At 67.7% G+C, this 20,883-nt stretch carries 21 protein-coding genes; 12 read left to right on the forward strand and 9 right to left on the reverse strand.

Features of this window, described 5'->3' with window-relative positions:
- Positions 1–69 precede the first annotated feature (69 nt).
- The 4 genes from BST28156_RS13535 to BST28156_RS13550 all read left to right on the forward strand — a co-directional run bounded on the left by BST28156_RS13535 (position 70) and on the right by BST28156_RS13550 (position 3,094).
- Entirely contained in the window at positions 70–1,419 is a 1,350-nt protein-coding gene (locus tag BST28156_RS13535) for an NAD(P)/FAD-dependent oxidoreductase (RefSeq protein WP_174902429.1), read from the forward strand.
- Between the two features lie 325 nt (positions 1,420–1,744).
- Positions 1,745–2,179: an HAD family hydrolase gene (locus tag BST28156_RS13540; protein ID WP_060246451.1), complete on the forward strand. Its 435-nt coding sequence runs from the start codon at positions 1,745–1,747 to the stop codon at positions 2,177–2,179.
- Positions 2,180–2,376: 197 nt separating this feature from the next.
- The gene (locus BST28156_RS13545; RefSeq protein WP_174902430.1) at positions 2,377–2,688 is read left to right on the forward strand and encodes a hypothetical protein; all 312 of its coding nucleotides are present in this window, start codon (positions 2,377–2,379) and stop codon (positions 2,686–2,688) included.
- A gap of 106 nt (positions 2,689–2,794) precedes the next feature.
- Complete coding sequence (locus BST28156_RS13550) at positions 2,795–3,094, forward strand: hypothetical protein (protein ID WP_174902431.1); 300 nt, start codon at positions 2,795–2,797, stop codon at positions 3,092–3,094.
- A gap of 12 nt (positions 3,095–3,106) precedes the next feature.
- Here BST28156_RS13550 and BST28156_RS13555 read toward each other — a convergent pair whose 3' ends face one another.
- The gene (locus BST28156_RS13555; RefSeq protein ID WP_244131405.1) at positions 3,107–3,583 is read right to left on the reverse strand and encodes a P-loop NTPase family protein; all 477 of its coding nucleotides are present in this window, start codon (positions 3,581–3,583) and stop codon (positions 3,107–3,109) included.
- 269 nt (positions 3,584–3,852) lie between these two features.
- Here BST28156_RS13555 and BST28156_RS13560 point away from each other — a divergent pair, with 269 nt between their 5' ends.
- Together BST28156_RS13560 and BST28156_RS13565 are read left to right on the forward strand one after the other, a co-directional pair.
- Positions 3,853–6,225 carry a DNA polymerase II gene (locus tag BST28156_RS13560; protein WP_174902433.1) on the forward strand — a complete coding sequence of 791 codons (2,373 nt, stop codon included), beginning with the start codon at positions 3,853–3,855 and terminating at the stop codon, positions 6,223–6,225.
- A 66-nt stretch (positions 6,226–6,291) separates the two neighbouring features.
- On the forward strand, positions 6,292–7,413 hold the full coding sequence (locus BST28156_RS13565; RefSeq protein ID WP_174902434.1) for a J domain-containing protein: 1,122 nt from the start codon (positions 6,292–6,294) through the stop codon (positions 7,411–7,413).
- Between the two features lie 162 nt (positions 7,414–7,575).
- On the opposite strand, the gene BST28156_RS13570 is transcribed toward BST28156_RS13565, so the two are convergent.
- The 6 genes from BST28156_RS13570 to BST28156_RS13595 all read right to left on the reverse strand — a co-directional run bounded on the left by BST28156_RS13570 (position 7,576) and on the right by BST28156_RS13595 (position 13,123).
- Positions 7,576–8,472 carry a LysR family transcriptional regulator gene (locus tag BST28156_RS13570; RefSeq protein WP_060246438.1) on the reverse strand — a complete coding sequence of 299 codons (897 nt, stop codon included), beginning with the start codon at positions 8,470–8,472 and terminating at the stop codon, positions 7,576–7,578.
- An 89-nt stretch (positions 8,473–8,561) separates the two neighbouring features.
- A complete protein-coding gene (locus tag BST28156_RS13575) occupies positions 8,562–9,806 on the reverse strand; it encodes an acyl-CoA dehydrogenase family protein (RefSeq protein WP_174902435.1) in 1,245 nt (414 codons plus the stop codon).
- Positions 9,807–9,830: 24 nt separating this feature from the next.
- Positions 9,831–10,589 (reverse strand): SDR family NAD(P)-dependent oxidoreductase, encoded by a 759-nt coding sequence (locus BST28156_RS13580; RefSeq protein WP_174902436.1) that lies wholly within the window; start codon positions 10,587–10,589, stop codon positions 9,831–9,833.
- Between the two features lie 7 nt (positions 10,590–10,596).
- Positions 10,597–11,361: an SDR family oxidoreductase gene (locus BST28156_RS13585; RefSeq protein WP_040130663.1), complete on the reverse strand. Its 765-nt coding sequence runs from the start codon at positions 11,359–11,361 to the stop codon at positions 10,597–10,599.
- Positions 11,362–11,398: 37 nt separating this feature from the next.
- Positions 11,399–12,430 carry a phosphotransferase gene (locus BST28156_RS13590; RefSeq protein ID WP_174902437.1) on the reverse strand — a complete coding sequence of 344 codons (1,032 nt, stop codon included), beginning with the start codon at positions 12,428–12,430 and terminating at the stop codon, positions 11,399–11,401.
- A gap of 18 nt (positions 12,431–12,448) precedes the next feature.
- Positions 12,449–13,123, reverse strand: coding sequence for a histidine phosphatase family protein (locus tag BST28156_RS13595; protein ID WP_174902438.1), 675 nt, complete (start codon positions 13,121–13,123; stop codon positions 12,449–12,451).
- A gap of 196 nt (positions 13,124–13,319) precedes the next feature.
- Here BST28156_RS13595 and BST28156_RS13600 point away from each other — a divergent pair, with 196 nt between their 5' ends.
- Positions 13,320–13,475 (forward strand): DUF3309 family protein, encoded by a 156-nt coding sequence (locus BST28156_RS13600; protein WP_081077341.1) that lies wholly within the window; start codon positions 13,320–13,322, stop codon positions 13,473–13,475.
- 53 nt (positions 13,476–13,528) lie between these two features.
- Here BST28156_RS13600 and BST28156_RS13605 read toward each other — a convergent pair whose 3' ends face one another.
- Entirely contained in the window at positions 13,529–14,566 is a 1,038-nt protein-coding gene (locus tag BST28156_RS13605; RefSeq protein ID WP_174902479.1) for an NAD(P)H-quinone oxidoreductase, read from the reverse strand.
- Between the two features lie 193 nt (positions 14,567–14,759).
- Between BST28156_RS13605 and BST28156_RS13610 the strand changes: the two genes are divergently transcribed.
- The 5 genes from BST28156_RS13610 (at position 14,760) to BST28156_RS13630 (ending at position 18,744) form a co-directional block, all read left to right on the forward strand.
- The gene (locus tag BST28156_RS13610) at positions 14,760–15,632 is read left to right on the forward strand and encodes a LysR family transcriptional regulator (RefSeq protein ID WP_060246432.1); all 873 of its coding nucleotides are present in this window, start codon (positions 14,760–14,762) and stop codon (positions 15,630–15,632) included.
- Positions 15,633–15,909: 277 nt separating this feature from the next.
- Complete coding sequence (locus BST28156_RS13615) at positions 15,910–16,161, forward strand: FeoA family protein (protein ID WP_174902440.1); 252 nt, start codon at positions 15,910–15,912, stop codon at positions 16,159–16,161.
- A complete protein-coding gene (feoB, locus tag BST28156_RS13620) occupies positions 16,158–18,008 on the forward strand; it encodes a ferrous iron transporter B (RefSeq protein WP_174902441.1) in 1,851 nt (616 codons plus the stop codon). Before BST28156_RS13615 ends, feoB begins: the two co-directional genes overlap by 4 nt.
- Positions 18,005–18,310, forward strand: coding sequence for a DUF6587 family protein (locus tag BST28156_RS13625; protein WP_060246429.1), 306 nt, complete (start codon positions 18,005–18,007; stop codon positions 18,308–18,310). The genes feoB and BST28156_RS13625 overlap by 4 nt, the downstream gene beginning before the upstream one ends.
- Positions 18,307–18,744, forward strand: a complete 438-nt coding sequence (locus BST28156_RS13630; RefSeq protein ID WP_174902442.1) for a GNAT family N-acetyltransferase — start codon at positions 18,307–18,309, stop codon at positions 18,742–18,744. Before BST28156_RS13625 ends, BST28156_RS13630 begins: the two co-directional genes overlap by 4 nt.
- A 52-nt stretch (positions 18,745–18,796) precedes the next feature.
- On the opposite strand, the gene BST28156_RS13635 is transcribed toward BST28156_RS13630, so the two are convergent.
- A complete protein-coding gene (locus BST28156_RS13635; RefSeq protein ID WP_174902480.1) occupies positions 18,797–20,731 on the reverse strand; it encodes an SMP-30/gluconolactonase/LRE family protein in 1,935 nt (644 codons plus the stop codon).
- Positions 20,732–20,883 lie beyond the last annotated feature (152 nt).

Consider the following 20,883-nt stretch of genomic DNA (forward strand, 5'->3'; position numbering starts at 1 on the left):
GTGGGTTCGAAACTATATCGTCGGTCCTTGAGCAATGTCATCCGAATCGTCATCAGCGGGAGCCTCAACATGGACAACACCACGACTCATCTCGGCGCACACCCTGCGCCCCGCATCGTGATCGTCGGCGGCGGCGCCGGCGGCCTGCAGCTCGCCACGCGCCTCGCCGACACGGTCGGCCGTCGCGGACAAGCCGAAGTCGTGCTCGTCGACCGCTATCCGACGCACTTCTGGAAGCCGCTGCTGCACGAAGCCGCATCGGGTCATCGCGACCCGGCGTCCCATACGATCGAATACGCGGCGCAGGCGAAGCGGCACGGCTTCCGCTTCGTGCAGGGCGCGCTGCAACGGGTCGACCGCGCGGCCCGCGTCGCGACGATCGGCGCCGTGCACGACGCCGACGGCACCGAGATCCTGCCGCAGCGCGAACTGCGCTACGACGATCTCGTGCTCGCGGTCGGCAGCGTGACGAACTTCTTCAACGTGCCCGGCGCGGCGCGTCACGCGCTGCCGCTCGAAAACGTCGACCAGGCCGAGGATTTCCGCCGCAAGTTCCTGGCCGCGTGCACGAAGGCGAACCACCTCGCCGAGCAGCAGCCCGCGCAGCGCGCGGCGCCGGTCTGCATCAGCGTGATCGGCGCGGGCGCGACCGGCGTCGAGCTGGCGGCCGCGTTGCGTCACGCGATCCAGCAGCTGACGACGTATCGCTTCAAGGCGCTGGTGTCCGCACGCGACGTCCATATCCGGCTGATCGAAAGCGGGCCGCGCATCCTGCCCGCGCTCGACGCGCGGCTCTCCGACAAGATGCATGCGCAGTTGCGCACGCTGAACGTCGACGTGCTGACGGACACGCGCGTGGCCGAAGTCGGCGCGGACGCGATCACGACCGCGAGCGGCGAACGTCTTCCGAGCGACATCACGATCTGGGCGGCCGGCGTCGCGGGGCCGGCGATCCTGCGCGAACTCGACGGCCTCGCGCTCAACCGGTCGAACCAGGCGATCGTGACCGACACGCTGCAGACGCCCGACGATCCGCACGTGTACGCGTTCGGCGACTGCGCCGCGTGCCCGTCGTCCGGCGCGAGCGGGTTCCTGCCGCCGCGCGCGCAGGTCGCGCACCAGCAGGCCGTGTACCTCGGCAATGCGTTCGCGCGCCGTCTCGCCGGCAAGCCGGTCGACGGCTTCACGTTCCGCGACGCGGGCACCGTCGTGTCGCTCGGCGACGCAGGCGCCGTGTACCAGGCCGAGCTCGGCATGCGCTCGCGCTCGCTGATCGTCGACGGGCTTGCCGCGATCGGCCTGTACAAGTTCCTGTACCGCAAGCACCTGTTCAGCGTGTACGGACTCAAGCGCGCGCTGTTCCAGTCGCTGAGCCACTGGCTGCAGCGTCGCAACCAGCCGTCGATCAAGCTGCACTGAACGACGGCCGCCAACCGGCACGGCATCGTGAAACGGCGTATCGGGCGTGGGTCGCCCGATACGCCGTTTTCACATCGTGGGTTCGTCGCATTCGATTCATGCACGATCGCGGTGCGTCGCATCGACGCCGATCGATACGGCAGATTTCTCGCTGAAACGCTTGCGTTGCGCGCATCCCGCGCCGGTTCTGCGTCGCGAGCGATTCATTAGTCAAACCGTATGAGTTGGCTAAAAAGATTAATTGGTACTGTTTTTCGGTTCGACGCTAAGGTATCTGCCATTCCCGTCAGCGAACGGATCGTCACGTCTCTGGAGAGGAATCACCGTGGTCATCGAAGCCATCGTCACCCGACTCGACGCCGCATTCGAACAGATCGAAGCGACACCGGATTCGCACGAATCGCGCCATCAGCGCGATGCAATCCTCCAGTGGCTCGACAGCGCATCGGAGCAAGGGTATCGCCTCGGTCTCGTCACGACGCTGCCCGCCGCACGGCTCAGCGACATGTTCGAAGGCCAGTTCGGCCGCGCCAGCCTCGACCGCTTCTCGGTCGTCGTGACTGACGCGAATCAGCAGGAATCCGTAGTAAACCAGCATCCGTTCGACGTTGCGCTGCAAGCGCTCGGCGTGCCGCCGGAACGCGCGGTCGGCGTGGCGAGCAGCGAGCCGGAACGACGCGAAGCCGAGCGCTTCGGGCTGTCGCGCTGTGTGCGGATCACCGATACGATGCGCTCGATCGCGTCGGCAGGGCTGCACTGATCGCGAGCGACGAACGGTTTTCGCCGGGGATGCGTTGCCGGGACGCTCGGTGTTGAAGCAAGGCTCGGTTTCCCGTCCCCACATGGTTGCGCAGGTCCCGTCGTCCCGGCATATCGCCCGCATCGCCTGTCTTCCGCCCTGTTCGGACCGAACTCCGGTTTGCCCGCATGGTCGAACGAGCATCGCCGGAGACACGAATGAAACACCTTGTCCCTATTGCGGCATCGATCATGCTGGTGTTCGCCGCCGCCAGCCTGCCGACCGTCGCCGCCGCCAGTCCGGGCGGCGCGTCCTCCATGCCGGCAGGCGGCAGGAACTGCGTGCCGGCAGGCTCGTCCGACGCGGCCCGCCCTTCCGGAGCGCCGGCCAAGCCGCCATCGATCCGCGTCTGCGTGAGCGATTCCAACACGCAACTGAACCTGCCCTGGTTTCTGACCGACGTCATCGACGCGGTGAACACGCGCCAATCGCCCGGCGCTCTGCTTCACCGCATGCGGCAGGATTTCTGAATCGCAACGCGTCCGGCACGAACATGCCACGAGAACGGGTTTCCGACCCGACTTTCGCTGCACGCGTAAACAACCCCTCGCTTGCCTGCCCCGGGAGTCCCGGCCGATGCCCACCGCCATCCTGCTGCGCGCCAGCCATTCGCACCTGTATCCCGGCAGCCTCGTCGCGATTGATGATGCGCACCGCATCACGACACCCCACGCCGCGGTGATCGAATTCGCCGACGGCTCGGGCGCGACCGCGACGCTCGAACGCCGCGACGACGATGCGCTCGAACTCGCGGTGGACGCGTACGTCACGCAGAAGCGGCGTGCGATCGTCGCGAAGCGCTGGCTGCTGCGTGCCGCAGACGCGGCGGACGCGACATGGCGCGTCGCCGCGCGCATCGACGGCGCGCGGGCATGACAGGGACGGTCGCTATGCGGCGCACCGGTCGGCGAACGCCGTCACCGCATCGCGCGACCGGAGCATGATCCTGTCGCCGTCAAAGCGCTCGAAAATCGCCCGATGGCCGTCGTACGAACTGGAGCCGCGCCTCGACCGATAGGATCCTGCCCAGCGAAGCAGCAGCTCGAACGAATCCGCGGTGCCGCCGCGACGCACGCCGCGCTGCCGGATGTTCGCGACGCACTCGGCTTCGTCGACACAGAGCCAGACGAGCGCGGTCGCGTCCGACTGCACTGCGTCGACAAGCCAGCCGTAGATGCCCTCCATCACCCAGCGCTCGCCGCGCGCCGCCGCCCGGGTCAGGCGGATCGCTTCGTCCCGGTCGCGCGCGACGTCGTAGCCGCCGGGAAGCCAGTGAAACAAGTCGAGATCGATGCAGTCCGCGCCAAGACGGGCGGCAAGACGGCCGGCCAGCCAGCTTTTCCCCGAACCCGAGTTGCCGATCACCAGCGTTTTACGCAAATCCATGTCGAATCCGGTCGTGGAAATCTTCGGCCTGAACGTCGAAGCACCGGCGCTCGGAAATGGACGAGGTCACGCGATCGTTTCGCTTCATCTTGTCGTCAGGCGTCAGCATTGTAGGAACGCGCTATTTCACCCAAGTGGGCGACCGGCCGCAAGTGCCCGCGAGTCCATCCCCATTTCACGCTTCCCCGGCATAAACACGCCCCAGGCGCTAAAATCCGCCGCCTGGACATCCACGACGGGCAGGCGTTTTGACGGCGTTCGAGCAGGGCTTCATCCTCACCCGCCACTGGCGGGACACCGCGACCGGCATCGAGGTCGAGTTCTGGCTGGCAACCGAACTCGGTCCGCGCCGCGTGCGGCTGCGCCCGCAGGAAGCCGTCGCGTTCGTGCCGGCCGACCAGCTGGCGCTCGCCGAGCAGACGCTGGCCGGCGAACGCGATGCCGAGCTGCGTCCGCTCGCGCTGCGCGATTTCCGGCGGCGCCCGGTCGTCGGTCTCTACTGCCGGCGCTATCGCCATCTCGCCGGGCTCCAGAAGCGCCTCATCGCGGCCGGCGTCGACGTGTACGAAGCCGACGTGCAGCCGCCCGATCGCTACACGATGGAGCGCTTCATCACCGCGCCCGTGCAGTTTCTCGGCACGCCCGGCCGCGACGGCACGCTGCTCGACGCCGAGCTGAAGGCCGCGACCGGCTACCGCCCCGCGCTGCGCTGCGTCTCGCTCGACATCGAAACCAGCGTCCACGGCGAGCTGTATTCGATCGCACTCGAAGGGTGCGGGCAACGGGACGTATTCATGCTCGGGCCGCCGAACGGCGATGCGAGCGCCGTCGATTTCCGCCTCGACTACTGCGACAGCCGGCCCGCGATGCTCGCACGGTTGAACGACTGGTTCGGCGAGCACGATCCCGACGCGATCATCGGCTGGAACCTCGTGCAGTTCGACCTGCGCATCCTGCACGCGCATGCGGAACAGTACGGCGTGCCGCTGAAGCTCGGGCGCGGCGGCAGCGTGCTCGACTGGCGCGCGCACGGCCAGCAACCCGATCATTTCTTCGCGGGCGCGGCCGGACGCCTGATCCTCGACGGCATCGACATGCTGAAGTCGGCGACCTGGACCTTCCCGTCGTTCAGCCTCGAATACGTGTCGCAGCAGCTGCTCGGCGAAGGCAAGTCGATCGACAATCCGTATCAGCGGATGGACGAGATCCAGCGCCGCTTCGATCACGACAAACCTGCGCTCGCGCGCTACAACCTGAAGGACTGCGAGCTCGTCACGCGCATCTTCGCGAAGGCCGACCTGCTGTCGTTCGCGCTCGAACGCGCGACCGTGACCGGGCTCGCCGCCGATCGCACCGGCGGCTCGGTCGCCGCGTTCACGCACCTGTACCTGCCGCGCATGCATCGGCTCGGCTACGTCGCGCCGAACCTCGGCGACGTGACCGGGCAGAACAGCCCCGGCGGCTTTGTGATGGATTCGCGCCCCGGCCTGTACGACTCGGTGCTCGTGTTCGACTACAAGAGCCTGTATCCGTCGATCATCCGCACGTTCCTGATCGATCCGGTCGGGCTGATCGAAGGGCTCGCGCAGCCGGACGACGCCGCGTCGGTGCCGGGCTTTCTCGGCGCGCGCTTCTCGCGCACCGCGCACTGCCTGCCCGGCATCGTGCAGCGCGTGTGGGAAGGCCGCGACGACGCGAAGCGCCAGCGCAACGCGCCGCTGTCGCAGGCGCTGAAGATCATCATGAATTCGTTCTACGGCGTGCTCGGCTCGACGGGCTGCCGGTTCTTCGATCCGCGCCTCGCGTCGTCGATCACGATGCGCGGCCACGAGATCATGCATCGCACGCGCGAGCTGATCGAGGCGCAGGGCTTCGAGGTGATCTACGGCGATACCGATTCGACCTTCGTGTGGCTCGGCCGCGCGCATGACGACGACGAGGCCGCCCGCAAGGGCCGCGCGCTCGTCGAACACGTGAACCGGTGGTGGCAGACGCATCTGCGCGAGCGCTTCGGGCTGGAGAGCGCGCTCGAACTGCAATACGAGCGGCACTACCGCCGGTTCCTGATGCCGACCGTGCGCGGCGCGGAGGAAGGCAGCAAGAAGCGCTATGCGGGCCTCGCGATGAAGACCGACGGTGGCGAGGACATCGTCTTCAAGGGACTCGAGACGGTGCGCACCGACTGGACGCCGCTCGCGCAGCAGTTCCAGCGCGAGCTGTATCGTCGCGTGTTCAGGCGCGAGCCGTACCAGGACTTCATTCGCGACTACGTGCGGCGCACGCTGGCCGGCGAATTCGACGACCAGCTCGTCTATCGCAAGCGCGTGCGCCGGCCGCTGCGCGAATATCAGCGCAACGTGCCGCCGCACGTGCGCGCGGCGCGCATCGCCGACGAATTCAATCAGGCCAGCGGCCGGCCGCTTCAATATCAGCGCGGCGGCTGGATCAGCTACGTGATGACGACGGCCGGCCCCGAGCCGCTCGAGACGATGCGCTCGCCGATCGATTACGCGTTCTACGTGAGCCGTCAGCTGCAGCCGGTCGCGGACGCGATCCTGCCGTTCCTGCGCGACGATTTCGAACGGGTCGTGTCGGGACAGGGGCAGCTGTTTCTCGAATGAACGCGCGGCAGGCCAGCTAGAATAGCGGCCTGCCGCGCGTTCCGCCGCGGCCGGAGGACACCCATCATGACCGCACGTCGCGGCACCGCGGTCGCCATCGCGCCCGGTTACGAAACCACCCGCCTGTCGAAAGCCCGGAAAACCTTCAACGCGCTCGTCGAGCAAATCGACAAGCGGCGCGAACGCCTCGGTGCGTGGGAAGCCGCGATGCCGGCGTTCCAGAAGAAATTCGTCGACGGGCTGCTGCCGCTCGAACAGGCGTCGAGCGCGTTGCGGATCAGACTCGTCCATCTGCTCGACGACGCCTTTCTGAAGAAAGGACTCAGCAAGGCCGAGCAACGCATCCTGTCCGGCCTGATCGCCGACATGGCGCGCGACTTGCTCGACGTCAGCGACGACGCGCAGTTGAAAGTCGTCTACAACCGGCACGGCGCGTCCGATCTCGACAGCGATGCAGCGACGGATCGCCGGACGACGAAAGCGAAGCCAAGGCCGGAGCCCGAACCGACACCCGGCGCCGAACCGGCCGACGATCTCGACACGCTGTCGCCCGACGAACTCGCCGCGCGCATACAGGCCGAACTCGACGCCCAGTTCGAGCGGGACATGGCCAGCCACGCGGCACGCGAAGCGCAGCGCGCCAAGCGCAGGAAAGCGCCGCGGCAATCCGCCGCGCAGGCGAAACGCGAAGCCGAGCAGGCGGCATCGAGCCGGTCGATCCGCGAGATCTATCGCAAGCTGGCCAGCGCGCTGCATCCCGATCGCGAATCCGATCCGCGCGAACAGCAACGCAAGACCGTGCTGATGCAGCGGGTCAACCACGCTTATGCGAAAGGCAATCTGCTGCAACTGCTGGAGCTACAGCTGGAGATCGAGCAGATCGACCAGCACGCGATCGACAGCTTCGGCGAAGAGCGGCTGGCGCGCTACAACGGCATCCTCGAGGAACAGCTGCGCGAACTGGATCAGGAAATCGCGCACGTCGAAGCCGATTTCCGGCGCACTTACGGGATCGCGTCATCGGTCAAGCTCGCGCCCGATACGATCATGCGCATGCTCGCGCGCGACATGGCCAGCGTGCAGCGCGGCATTCACGAGTTGAACGTGGCGCTGCGCGAATTCGAGGATCTCGATCAGATCAAGGACTGGCTGAAAGATGTGAAGCGCGGGCCACGCTTCGACGATTAGGCGGGGCGAGCGCACACGCGCTCGCCGCCCACGGGATCCGGCGTGTTGCAAAGCCGCCGCCATGCCGCTTCGACCGCGCACACGATGCCGTTCCACAAACGCTTCCTCGACTACATGAGACAGAACCTCACCGAATCGATGTCGGTTCTGTAAGCACGCCCGTCACCCCATATCGCGCATCAGCTCCACGAGCCGCTCGCGCAGCCACCGATTGGCCTGGTCCTGATCGGCGCTGCGATGCCAGTAGCAGAAATATTCGAGGCCCGGCATCTCGAACGGCAGTTCGAGAATGCGCGCCGGATAGCGCTGCAGCAGCCGCAGCGGCGCGGTCAGCGCGAGATCGCCGCGCATCGCGATCAGCGGCGCGACCATGTAGTGCTGCACGCGCATCTGGATGTTCCGGCGCAGCCCGAGCCGCGTCAGTTCCGCATCGACGTGGCCGCTGCCCTTGCGGCGGCTCGACACGTGGATGTGCCCCATCGCGAGATAGTCGTCCATCGACAACCTATCGCCATTGAACGGATGACCGTCGCGGATCATGCACGCGTAGCGGTCGCGCACAAGCGGCGCCTGATGCAGGTGCGGGTCGCCGATCAGCGGCGCATCGATCGCGATGTCGACGGAGCCGTTCGCCAGCGCGGTCGCCACCTCGCGACGATCCAGCGTATAGCTGCGCACGTGCATGCCGGGCGCATGCCGCTGCAGCAGTTCGCCGAGCGCGGGCAGCAGCAGCGCTTCGGTCAGGTCGCTCATGCTCAGGCGGAACACGCGCGTCGACGACGCCGGATCGAACACGTCGCCTTCGTGCGCGCTCGAATCGAGCAGTTGCAGCGCCTCGCGCACGCGGCCGACGATGTTCTCCGCCATCGGCGTCGGCATCATCCCGGCCGGCGTGCTGACGAACAGCGGGTCGTTCAGCGACTTGCGCAGCCGCGCCAGCGCGTTGCTGACGGCTGGCTGCGTGAGGTTCAGCACTTCGGCCGCGCGCGTCAGGTTGCGCTTGTTGTAGATCGCGTCGAATACGACGAACAGGTTCAGGTCAATCTTCGATAGGCGCATCGCCGGGCCTCCTTGCCGGCATGTTACGGCGTGCGCCGCCGGTTCGTCCATGTCGGTGCCGCGGGGCCCGGCGCGTGCGCGGCCCGCGCTCAGCCGCGCGGCGGCGGCGTCAGGTACGGCGCCGTCGCGCCGCGCTCGCCGCCCTTGATTTCCATCCGCGCGATCGACTGCAGGTGCACCTCGTCCGGACCGTCGGCGAAGCGCAGCGCGCGGCCCCAGGTCCAGTGATCGGCGAGCGGCGTGTCGGGGCTCAGCCCCATCGCGCCGAATAGCTGCATCGCGCGGTCGCACACGGTCGTATGCACGTTCGGCACCAGCGCCTTGATCATCGAGATCTCCTTGCGCGCGGCCTTCGCGCCGACCTTGTCGATCATCCACGCGGCCTTCAGCACGAGCAGGCGCGCCTGGTCGATCTCGATGCGCGAGCGCGCGATCCATTCGCCGACCGTGCCGTGGCGGTTCAGCGGCTTGCCGAACGCCTCGCGCGATTGCGCGCGGTCGATCATCAGTTCGAGCGCAAGCTCGGCCGCGCCGATCGAGCGCATGCAGTGATGGATGCGGCCCGGCCCGAGGCGCGCCTGCGCGAGCGCGAAGCCGCTGCCTTCTTCGCCGAGCAGGTTGCTCGCCGGCACGCGCACGTTGTCGAACGTGATCTCGCAATGCCCTTCCGGTGCGACGTGATTGACGACCGTGATGTTGCGCACAACCGTCACGCCCGGCGTGTCGCGCGGCACGAGGATCATGCTCTGCTGCCGGTGCGATTCCGCATCGGGATCGGTCTTGCCCATCACGATGAAGATCCGGCAGTTCGGATGCGCGGCGTTCGTGATGAACCACTTGCGGCCGTTGATCACGTAGTCGCCGCCGTCGCGCGTGATCCGCGTCGTGATATTGGTCGCGTCCGACGACGCGACGTCGGGCTCGGTCATCGCGAACGCCGAACGGATCTCACCGCGCAACAGCGGCATCAGCCATTGCTCGCGCTGTGCGGGCGTCGCGAACATGTGCAGCAGCTCCATGTTGCCCGTGTCCGGCGCATTGCAGTTGAACACCTCCGAGGCCCAGCCGACGCGCCCCATGATCTCCGCGAGCGGCGCGTATTCGAGGTTGGTCAGGCGCGTGCCGGGCTCGTCGTCCTTCAGGTGCGGCAGGAACAGGTTCCACAGCCCTTCGGCCTGCGCGCGCGCCTTCAGCTCTTCCATGAACGACACCGGATACTGCCCGGCATGCACTTCGTCGTTCCATTGACGAATGCGCGGCACGATGTGCGCATCCATGAACGCGCGCACGCGGCTGCGCAGTTCTTCCACTTTCGGGGTATAGCCAAAGTCCATGATCGACTCCTCGATTCGGTTCCGTCAGTAAGCCGAGACGCCGCCGTCGACGGCGACGGCCTGCCCGGTCAGATAGGTGTTTTCCTTCGCGCACAGCATCAGCATCGTCGCGACGACTTCGTCGGGCCGGCCGAGCCGCTTCATCGGCGAACCCTGCGCGAGAAAGTCCTGCCGGTCGCTCATGTCGCTGTCGGTGACCATCGGCGTCGTGCTGTAGAACGGACACACCGCGTTCACGCGAATGCCGTGACGCGCGTATTCGAGCGCCGCCGTCTTCGTCAGCCCGACCACCGCATGCTTCGCCGCCGCATACGCGGCCAGCTTCGGCGCGCCGCCGAGCCCCGCCATCGACGCGACGTTCAGGATCACGCCTTCGCGCTGCGCGAGCATGCAACGGATCTGATGCTTCATCCCGAAGAACACGCCCTTCGCGTTGACCGCGAAGCTGAGGTCGAGATCGGCTTCGTCGGTATCGATCAGCGCCTTCATCGGCGGCGCAATGCCCGCGTTGTTGATGCCGACGTCGAGGCGCCCGAAGCGCTGCGCGGCGGCCTGCACGAGCGCGGCGACGTCCGCTTCGCTGCTCACGTCGCAGCGCTGCGCGATCACGTCGGCACCCGCCGCGCGCAGCGGCGCGGCGACGCGCTCGAGCCCGTCCGCGTTCAGGTCGCCGAGCGCGAGCCGCGCGCCCATCGCGGCCAGTTCGCTCGCGAGCAGCGCGCCGAAGCCGCTCGCGGCGCCGGTGATCATCACGGCCTGTCCGCTGTAGCTGTCGAGTTTCATCGCGCGCTCAGATCGTCAGGCCGCCGTCGACGACGATGCATTCGCCGTTCGTGTAGCTCGCCGCGTCGGACACGAGATACAGCACCGTGCCGGCCATCTCGCGCGGCTCCGCATGGCGGCGCAGCGGGATCTTCGCCATCCACGCCTCGTAGATGGCCTTGTCCGCGAACAGCGCGCCGGCGAACTTCGTCTTCGTGAGGCCCGGCAGCAGCGCGTTCACGCGGATGCCGAACGGCCCGCACTCCTTCGCGAACGCCTTCGTCATGTTGACGACCGCGGCCTTCGTGATCGAATAGATGCCCTGCCGGTCGCCCGGCTGCAGCGCATTGACCGACGCCGTGTTGACGATCGCGCCGCCGCCCTGCGCCTTCATCAGCTTGCCGGCCTCGACCGACATGAAGAAATAGCCGCGGATGTTCACGTCGACGGTCTTCTCGTACGCGGCGAGATCGGTATCGAGGATGTGGCCGAAATACGGATTCGCGGCCGCGTTGTTGACGAGGATGTCGAGACGCCCGTGCCTGCCGCGCACGGTTTCGAACGTCGCGGCGATATCCTCGAGCCGACCGACGTGGCAGGCCAGCGCCTCGGCGCGGCCGCCCGCCGCGACGATCTCGTCGGCGACGGCCTGGCAGTCGTCGAGCTTGCGGCTCGACACGATCACATGCGCGCCCTGCTGCGCGAGCAGCTTCGCGATTTCCTCGCCGATGCCGCGGCTTGCCCCCGTCACCAGCGCGATCTTGCCGGTCAGGTCGAACAGATTGCTTGCCATGCTTCGCTCCTCCATGAATGTTTTTTTCTGCCGGCGCTCAGCGATGCGCGTCGATCACGCGCACGGCCTCGTCGGCGAGCCGCCCGGCCATCGCGCCGACCCGCAGCGCCTGCGCGCTCGACGCATTGCCCTGCAGCGCGCGCGCCTTCACGCCCTGCACGATCGCCGCGAGCCGGAAGAAACTGAATGCGAGATAGAAGTGCCAGTCGCAGATCGGCGCGATGCCGCGCAGCGCGCAATAACGCTCGACGATCTGTGCCTCGTCCGGCACGCCGAGCGCGGCGCGGTCCTGGCCCGCGATTCCGCGCACCTGGCCGTCGGCCGGCAGGCGCAGGCACATGCAGAAATACGCGAGATCGGCGAGCGGATTGCCGAGCGTCGACAGTTCCCAGTCGAGCACGGCCTGCACGCGGTAGCGGTCGCGCTCGAACATCAGGTTGTCGATCCGGTAGTCGCCATGCACCAGCGACGGCCGGCCCGCGTCGTCCGGACAGGCCTTCGGCAGCCAGTCGATCAGCGTTTCCATCGCGTCGATCCGTTCCGTCTCGGCCGCGCGATACTGCTTGGTCCACACGCCGATCTGCCGCTCGAAGTAGTTGCCGGGCCGGCCGTAGTCGGCGAGGCCGACCGCGTCGACATCGACGTCGTGCAGCGCGGCCATCGTCTGCAGCACCGCGTCGTAGCAGGCCGCGCGATCGGCCTTCGGCAGTTCCGGCAGCGCGGGATCCCAGAAGATCCGCCCGTCTTCGTAGCTCATCACGTAGAACAGGCTGCCGATCACGTCGCGGTCCTCGCACAGGTGATACGGCTGCGCGACCGGCACCGCAGTGCCCGACAGCGCGGTCAGCACGCGGAACTCGCGATCGACCGCGTGCGCGGACTTCAGCAGTTCGCCCGGCGGTTGCCGGCGCAGCACATAGCGGCCGCTGCGGGCGTGCAGCAGAAAGGTCGGGTTCGACTGGCCGCCGGCAAACTTCTCCGCGTCGAGCGGCCCTTCGAATCCCGGCACATGGTCTTCCAGATAGCGCGCAAGGCGGGCAACGTCGAGTTGCTGGGTGGTGTTCGTCATCGTCGCGATCGTTCGTGGTCAGCCGTAGGTTCGAAACGCGTGTCGCTCCGGATCCTCCAGATGCGGGATGCCGTTGAACGACGCGACGTGGAACGCTTCGGCGTTGAAGAAATACTGCGAAATGCTGCTGTTGCGAATCTGCAGGTTCAGCGCGATCGCACTCGACGGCGGCGCGGCCAGCACCTGCTGCAAGGTGACGGCGATCGGGCCGCCCGAACTCACCGCGAGCACGCGCTGGCCGCCGCCGTCGCGAATCGCGGCGCGCGCGTCGGCGACGCGCTGCTGGAACTGTGCCCAGGTCTCGGGCGCGGCAGGCCCGAGCTTGTCCTCCGACCACAGCTGCAGCAGTTGCCTGAGCGCGCGGAAATAGTCCTTCATCGAGCCGGCCGCGAGCTGCGCGAGCGCCGGGTAGTCGCTGGCCGCCGCCGCAAACAGTCCGTGGAAATCGTATTCGTTCAGGCCCGGATGGCGGTCGCAGGCAATGTCTTTACGCCCCATCCCGCGCAGGATCGCCGCGAGCGTCTGCGTGTGCCGATTCAGCGTGCCGCAGATCACACGGTCGAACGCGAGGCCCTGCCGCGCGAAATACTCGCCGAGCCACACGGCCTGCTGCTCGCCGACGGCGGACAGCCGGTCGTAGTCGTCGGTGCCGAACGACGCCTGCCCGTGCCTTACCAGATAGAGTTCTGCCATCGCATGCCAGCCAGATCGGAACAGAAGGCCCAGCATAGCGACCAGGATTGCATTTTTGAAATTTATTTTCTGAATCTATCGATATTCAACACGTGAATTCCCCCGATTGGGCGGCCGATTCGCCGGCCGCCGGGCGTCGCGGCACAGGGATTGCGGTACCCGCATCGCATGTCGACTTTATTCAAGGAGGAGTGCGATGCTCGGAACAATACTTATCGTCATACTGATCCTGGTCCTCATCGGTGCCTTTCCTGCGTGGCCGCACAGTCGCAGCTGGGGCTACTGGCCGTCGGGGACCGTCGGGCTGATCGTCGTCATCGTCGTGATCCTGGTGCTGATGGGCCAGATCTGACGTCCTCCGCCGCCGGCGGGCGGCGAGGACGTCGCAGGCAAGGTGCCGACCGGTCAGGCGGCACGCGCGGCATGTCCGTCGACCGCGGCCTGCAGCGACCGATCCGCCGCCGGCGTCACCAGCACGATCTTGCCGATGTGACGCCCGGAATCCATCAGCTCGTGCGCGGCGCGCGCATCGCGAAGCTCGAACAGCCGGTAGATCTGCGGCTTCACGCTGCCCTGCCGGATCAGCGGCCACACGGCCGCTTCCAGTTCACCGATGATCTGCGCCTTTTCTGCGTGCGTGCGCGAACGCAGCGTCGAGCCGATATGCGTGAGCCGCTTGGTCAGCATCGGGAACAGGTCCAGCTCCTTCGCCGGCCCGTTGATCACGCCGATCTGCACGATGCGGCCGTTGATCGCCGCCGCCGCGAAATTGCGCGCGACGTAGTCGCCGGCGATGATGTCGACGATCACGTCGACGCCCTTGCCGTCCGTGTGGCGCGCGACCGCTTCGACGAAATCCTCGCGGTGGTAGTCGATCGCGTGATCGGCGCCGAGGCGCAGGCTCGCGTCGCGCTGCGCGTCCGAGCCGACGGTCGTGATGATCTTCGACGCGCCGAACGCCCTGGCGAGCATCGTCGCCGTGGTGCCGATGCCGGACGCGCCGCCGTGGATCAGCACGCTTTCGCCGGCCGTGAACCGGCCGCGCTGGAACAGGTTCAGCCAGACCGTCATGAAGGTTTCCGGCATCGCCGCCGCTTCGGCCATGCCGAGCCCTTCCGGAATCGCGAGCGTGTTGTGCTCGTCGGCCACCGCGTATTGCGCATAGCCGCCGCCGGGAATCAGCGCACACACGCGATCGCCGATCGCGAAGCGCGTGACGTCGCGCCCGACCGCGACGACCTCGCCCGCAATCTCCAGGCCCGGGATGTCGGACGCGCCCGGCGGCGGATCGTACAGCCCCTTGCGCTGGAACACGTCGGGGCCGTTCACGCCGGCCGCATGAATGCGGATCAGCACTTCGCCGGGGCCCGGCGACGGCACCGTTCGCGTGGTCGGCACCAGCACTTCGGGGCCGCCGGGACGCACGATCTCGATCGCGGTCATGTCGGCGGGCAGGGTTTGCATGTCATCAATCACGATATGATCCTCAACGTCGTCGATGCGCGGCCGATTCGCGGACCCTCCCCGAATCGCGGCATCGCCATGGGTGTGAAGGCAGTCTAGGGGCGATGCTGCGCGCCGGCACGCAGCGAATTGCCGGTCGGGGAATGCAAAAATGCATCAGTCTGGACCAACGATGAACTGGGACGACGCGCGCGTCTTTCTCGCGATCCATCGTGAGCGCACGCTGCGCCGCGCGGCGCAGACGCTCGGCGTCGACCAGGCGACGGTCGGCCGGCGGCTCGCGACGCTCGAACACCAGCTCGGCGCGACGCTGTTCCTGCGTTCGTCGAAAGGCTATCTGCCGACGCCGGTCGGCGAACTGGCGCTGCGCGCCGCCGAGGCGATGGAGCAGCACGCGCACGAACTGGTCCGGCTGACGCAGGGGGTCGACCGGCGGCTCGCCGGCGACGTGAAGGTCACGACGACCGATGCGCTCGCAATCGAGTTCGTGATGCCGTCGATCGCGCGGCTGCATGCGAAGCATCCGGACGTGTGCGTTTCGCTGAATACGTCGACGCAGGTCCTGAACCTCGCGAAGCGCGAGGCCGACATCGCGGTGCGCACCGTGCGGCCCGCCAATCCCGATCTCGTCGCACGCCGCCTCGCCTGCTGGGACATGGGGCTGTTCGCGTCGCCCGACTATCTGCTGCGGCACGGCGAGCCGACCCGCGGCACTGCCTTTGCGGGGCACGACCTGGTCGTCTACCAGCCGTATATCGACGCGAGCCGCCAGCCGGCCATCGCCGGCGAGCCGATCGGCAACGCGCGCATCGCCGCGCGCATCAATTCGAGCCTGATGATGCGCGCCGCGCTGCGCGCGGGCCTCGGCATCGGCGAGATTCCCGTGTACATGGGCGAGCGCGACGGCCTCGCGCGCGTTTGGCCCGGGCAACTGCGCGAGACGCCGTACGAAGTCTGGCTCGTCACGCATCGCGACCTGCGCCACACCGCACGCATTCGCGCGACCATCGACGAGATCGTGTTCGCGTTCGACGCGGCTCGATAAGCGGCTTTCGCCGCATCGACGTCGAGCGTACCGTCGGGGTCCGGACACCCGCAGCGACCAGGGCGGCCGGCAGCGTGCCCGGCACGCCCGTTCTAAAGATCGAGTGGCGATTCCCCCCTTTGCGCAAGCTTTGAAAGAAAGACGTGCCGGACGCCGCGGTGCCGTTCATGTTTCGCGATGTCGAGCGACGCGCAACGCGTGCCCCGCCGCCGCCATCCGGGCCGCTCTTTTATAATGCGAACGATATTCATTTTTCTTTCGCAGCCGTCATTCCATCATGCGTCTCTCGAATCTGACCAAACACACGCCGGCCCTGGTCGAACGTGTCGACGATGCCCGGCCCGACGACCCGATAGCGCAACGGCTGCGCGATCTCGGCTTCGTGCGCGGCGAACCGGTGCGCGTCGTCGCGTGCGGGCCGTGGGGCGCCGATCCGCTGCTGATCCAGGTCGGCTCGACGCGCTTCGCGCTGCGTCGCGCCGAAGCCGAACGCGTGAGCGTCAACGTGCAGGAGGACACCCGGTCATGAGCGCCGCTGCATTGCGTGTCGCGCTGGTCGGCAACCCCAACTGCGGCAAGACCGCGCTGTTCAACCAGTTGACCGGCGGCCGGCAGAAGGTCGCCAACTACGCGGGCGTCACCGTCGAGCGCAAGGTGGGACGTTTTGTCGCGCCGTCGGGCCGGCAGATCCAGGTGCTCGACCTGCCCGGCGCGTACAGCTTCGATTCGACGAGCCCCGACGAACGCATCACGCGCGACGTGCTGCTCGGCCGCCATCCGGGCGAGGCGCCGCCCGACCTCGTGGTGTGCGTCGCCGATGCGACCAACCTGCGCCTGCATCTGCGTTTCGTGCTCGAAGTGCAGCGGCTCGGCCGGCCGGTCGTGCTCGCGCTGAACATGATGGATGCGGCCGAACGCCGCGGCATCCGGATCGACATCGACGTGCTGGCGCGCGAACTCGGCGTGCAGATCGTGCAGACCGTGGCGGTGCGGCGCGGCGGCGCCAGCCGGCTCGTCGACGTGCTCGACCGCGCCGTCGCGAACGCGCCGGCGGCCGCGCCGCCCGCTGCTGACGACACCGACGACGACGCGATCCACGCGCGCGTGCGGGCGCTGCTCGCGGCGGCCGTCGTGATGCCGCGCGCGACCGACGTGCGCGACGACCGGCTCGACCACTGGGCGCTGCACCCCGTGTTCGGGCTCGTGATCCTCGCCGCCGTGATGTTCCTGGTGTTCCAGGCGGTCTATTCGATCGGCAAGCCGATCACCGACGCGATCGGCGACGGCTTCACGTGGCTCGGCGCGCTGGCCGGCGCCCATCTCCCCGACGGCCCGCTGCGCGGTCTCGTCACCGACGGCCTGATCGGCGGCCTCGGCACCGTGCTCGGCTTCCTGCCGGAGATCCTGGTGCTGTTCCTGTTCATCCTGGTCCTGGAGGAATCGGGCTATCTGCCGCGCGCCGCATTCCTGCTCGACCGGATGATGGTGTCGGTCGGGCTTACCGGCCGCTCGTTCATTCCGCTGCTGTCGAGTTTCGCGTGCGCGATTCCCGGCGTGCTCGGCACGCGCAGCATCACCGACCCGCGCGACCGGCTCGCGACGATCCTCGTCGCGCCACTGATGACGTGTTCCGCGCGCCTGCCCGTCTATGCGCTGCTGATCGGCGCGTTCATCCCGTCGCAGCGCGTGCTCGGCATCTTCAACCTGCAGGGCGTCGTGCTGTTCGCGCTGTATGCGGCGGGGATCGGCGGCGCGATGCTCGTCGGCTGGATCATGAAGAAGCTGCGCGGCCCGCAGGGCGAACACGCGCTGCTGATGGAACTGCCGTCGTATCGCCTGCCGCGCGTGCGCGACGTCGCGATCGGCCTGTGGGAGCGCGGTTCGATCTTCATGAAACGGCTGACCGGCGTGATTCTCGCGCTCACCGTGCTGATGTGGTTCATCTCGACGTTCCCGTCGCCGCCGGCCGGCGCGGTCGGCCCCGCGATCGACTACACGTTCGCCGGCTACCTCGGCCGCGCGCTGCAGTACGTGTTCGCGCCGCTCGGCTTCAACTGGCAGATCAGCCTGTCGCTGATCCCCGCGTTCGCCGCACGCGAAACCGCGGTCGCGGCGCTCGCGACGGTCTATGCGGTGAGCGGTGGCGACGCCGATATCGCGAGCGTCGGCCACGCGCTCGCCGCCAACTTCTCGCTCGCGAGCGCGCTGTCGCTGCTGGTCTGGTTCGCGTTCGCGCCGCAATGCATGTCGACGCTCGCGGTGATTCGCCGCGAGACGGGTTCGTGGCGCAACGTCGCGATCTCGTTCGGCTACATGTTCGTGATGGCGTACGCGGCGTCGTTCGTCACCTATCAGGTCGCGAGGGCGCTGACATGAGCGCCGGCCTCGTCGCGCAATACGCGGTGATCGCCGTGCTGGTCGCGGCCAGCGCACTGTTCATGTTCCGCAAGCTCGCGCCGAAGCCGGCGGCGCGCTGCCAGCGCGCCGTCGCGCTCGCGCTGGTCCGCACGCGCGCGCTGCGCTGGCTCGGGCATCGGCTGATGCCGGGCGCGGCGGCCGCGGCCGGTTGCGGCGACGGCTGCAGCACCTGCGGCGCATGCGGCACCGACGGCAACGCGACGCCGTCGTCGAGCGGCGAACAGCCGCTTACGTTTCATTCGCCCGCACGGCGGCGATGAAACCCGCGATCGGTCTGCGTCCGGCCTGCGCGGCCGACCTGCCGTTTCTGCTGACGCTGCGCCGGCTCACGATGACCGCGCATCTGCAACGCGTCGGCGCCCCCACCGACGACGACACACACCGGCGCCGCATCTCGGCGCACTTCGACGACGCCGCCATCATCTGCGAAGGCGAGCAGGCAATCGGATTGCTGAAGGTCTCGCGGTCCGCCGACGAATGGCACATCCATCAGCTCCAGTTGATGCCTGCGCATCAGGGCCGCGGCATCGGCCGCGCCGTGCTCGGCAGCGTGCTCGCCGACGCGACGCGCGCGAACGTGCGCGTGTCGCTCAGCGTGCTGCACGGCAATCCCGCGCGACGGCTGTACGAGCGGCTCGGTTTCCGGCTCGTGTCGGAAACGGCCACCAGCGCCAATCTGATCCGGCACGCGTGACGGCTCGCGCGCGGCCGACAATCGCCGCGCGCCGGCGCGCCTGCACCGGCAGTCAAGGCGTCCAGCGATAAACGGTGATGCTGCTGCCCTTCACGTTGTTCTTCGTGACCACATACTCGCCGGTCGATCGGCGATAGGCGCGCACGCCGTACATCGAATCGAGTGCGCTGCTCGCATCGACGGCGCTGCTGCTGGTGTTGACCAGCGTGGTGTCGAGCTTGCCGGTGGACAGGTTGAACGCGTCGATGTTCGGCAACGCCGCGCCGCTGCCGCCGAACCAGTAGCCGACGAACAGATGGTTGCCGGCCGCGTCGAGCGACTTCGCGCCGCTGTGCGGCAGCGTGATCACCGGGTTCGGGCGCGTGGTGTTGCCCGCGCGCCAGCCGTGATACACCTCGATGCGCGTACCGATCGCCGTCCAGTCCGTGCTGCCGGCGACGCCCTGCGCGAGGATCATCGTGTCGCTGTCGGCGAGATAGACGATGCGCGTCAGCGGCTGCACGCTCGCGGGAACCGGAATCGCGACGGCCGGCCCCCAAGCCGGCTTGCCGTCCGCGTCGAAGCCGGTCAGCGGGTAATGGTAGATCGCCCCGGTCTTGTCCAGGCCCGCCCACACGTCGCCCTTGCCGTCGATGCTGAAGCCGCTCGTGACACGCCGCGTCGTATTGAACGCGGGCCCCGGAATCGATGCGTCCGGAATGGCGATGTAGCCGTTCGCCTTGTTGAAATGGAAGAAGTAGAAGATCGGCGGATTCTGGCCGGCCGCGACCAGAATCCGGTTCGCGCCGACCGAAACGACTTGCCCGAAATGCTCGTCGCGCTGCACGTCGTTGACGTTGATGCGCGGATCCGACGGATACGTGAACGGGTCGACCGTATTCGCGACGAACACGCCGCCCGCGCCGCCCGAGTAAATGTGCGTGCCGCCGTAGAACAGCGTGCCGTCGGTGGCCGGATCGGGCGCGGCGATGCCTTCGAAGTTGAGCGCCTGGAGCGTCCAGCGCAGGTTGCCGTTGTGGTCGTAGGCGTGGATGTCGGTCGCGCCGTCGCGGCCGAGGTCCCAGCTGCCGCCCCACGGGTTGTTCAGCACGTACAGGTTGCCGGCGGCGTCCTTGCCGATCCCGACGACGCGCGTGAAACGCTTCGCACCGACCTGCCCCTTGATGCCCGTCGTGGTGTCGAGATAGCCGCCCTGCACGCCGAAGGTACCCGCCAGTGTCGGCCTCGACGACACGTCGTAGCGCTTGATGTTCATGTCGGGGCCTGCGTCGCCGACCATCAGCTGCTGCGACGACGCATCGAAAAACAGCGACGACGGCCGCGATTCGCCGGCCATCCGGATCGTGTTCAGCAGCGCACCGTTCGGCGCGAACTCGACGATCGTGCCCGCGCTCTTTTGCGCGACCCAGACGTTGCCTGTGCCGTCGACCGCGAGCGCGCCCGGGCTAGACACGCCGATGTCGCGCTGCCACACGCCGTCGGTCGTGAAGACGCGGACGCGATTGCCGTAGAAGTCGCTCGCATACAGCAGCGAACCTGCCGTCGCGAGCCCGGTGACGACGTCGACGCGCGGCTGGTTGGTCGCCGCGCTGACCTGGATCAACCGGTCGCGCACCTTGGTCGCGCGGTTGTAGCGCCCGACCGCGCCGCTTCCATACGTCTTGCCCGGCTGCAGCGCCGCGAAGATCGACGTCGCGTTGCCGGTGATCGCGCTGCCCTGGAACTCGCCGTGCGCGCCGATCGAGCCGAGGCTCCGGTGGTTCTGGTAGATCGCGACGCCGCCTTCGTCCTCGTCCCACATCGACGCCGTATAGATCACGCCTTCCGGCGACACCCACATCGACCGCGCGGTGTTGCCGACGTGGGCGGCAAGCGTGCCGTAGGTGTTCGCCAGCCAGTCGGTGGTGTTCTGCGCGACACCGGCCGGCGCGAGCGCGGCGAGCGCCGCAGCGAAGAGGATGACGCGGATGCGTTTTTTATCGACCATCACGGATGCGCTCCTGAATGTAGCGGTCAATCGTGCGAATGACCGGTCAAGCGGATTTTTCAAATCGGTGATGCGTAAAACCTTCCTCGCGACCTTTATCTCCGGTCTTTATTACAGGCAGCGTAACGGAGGCAAGTGACAGGACGATAACG

The organism is Burkholderia pseudomultivorans, assembly GCF_902499075.1.
Classification (GTDB): Bacteria; Pseudomonadota; Gammaproteobacteria; order Burkholderiales; family Burkholderiaceae; genus Burkholderia; species Burkholderia pseudomultivorans.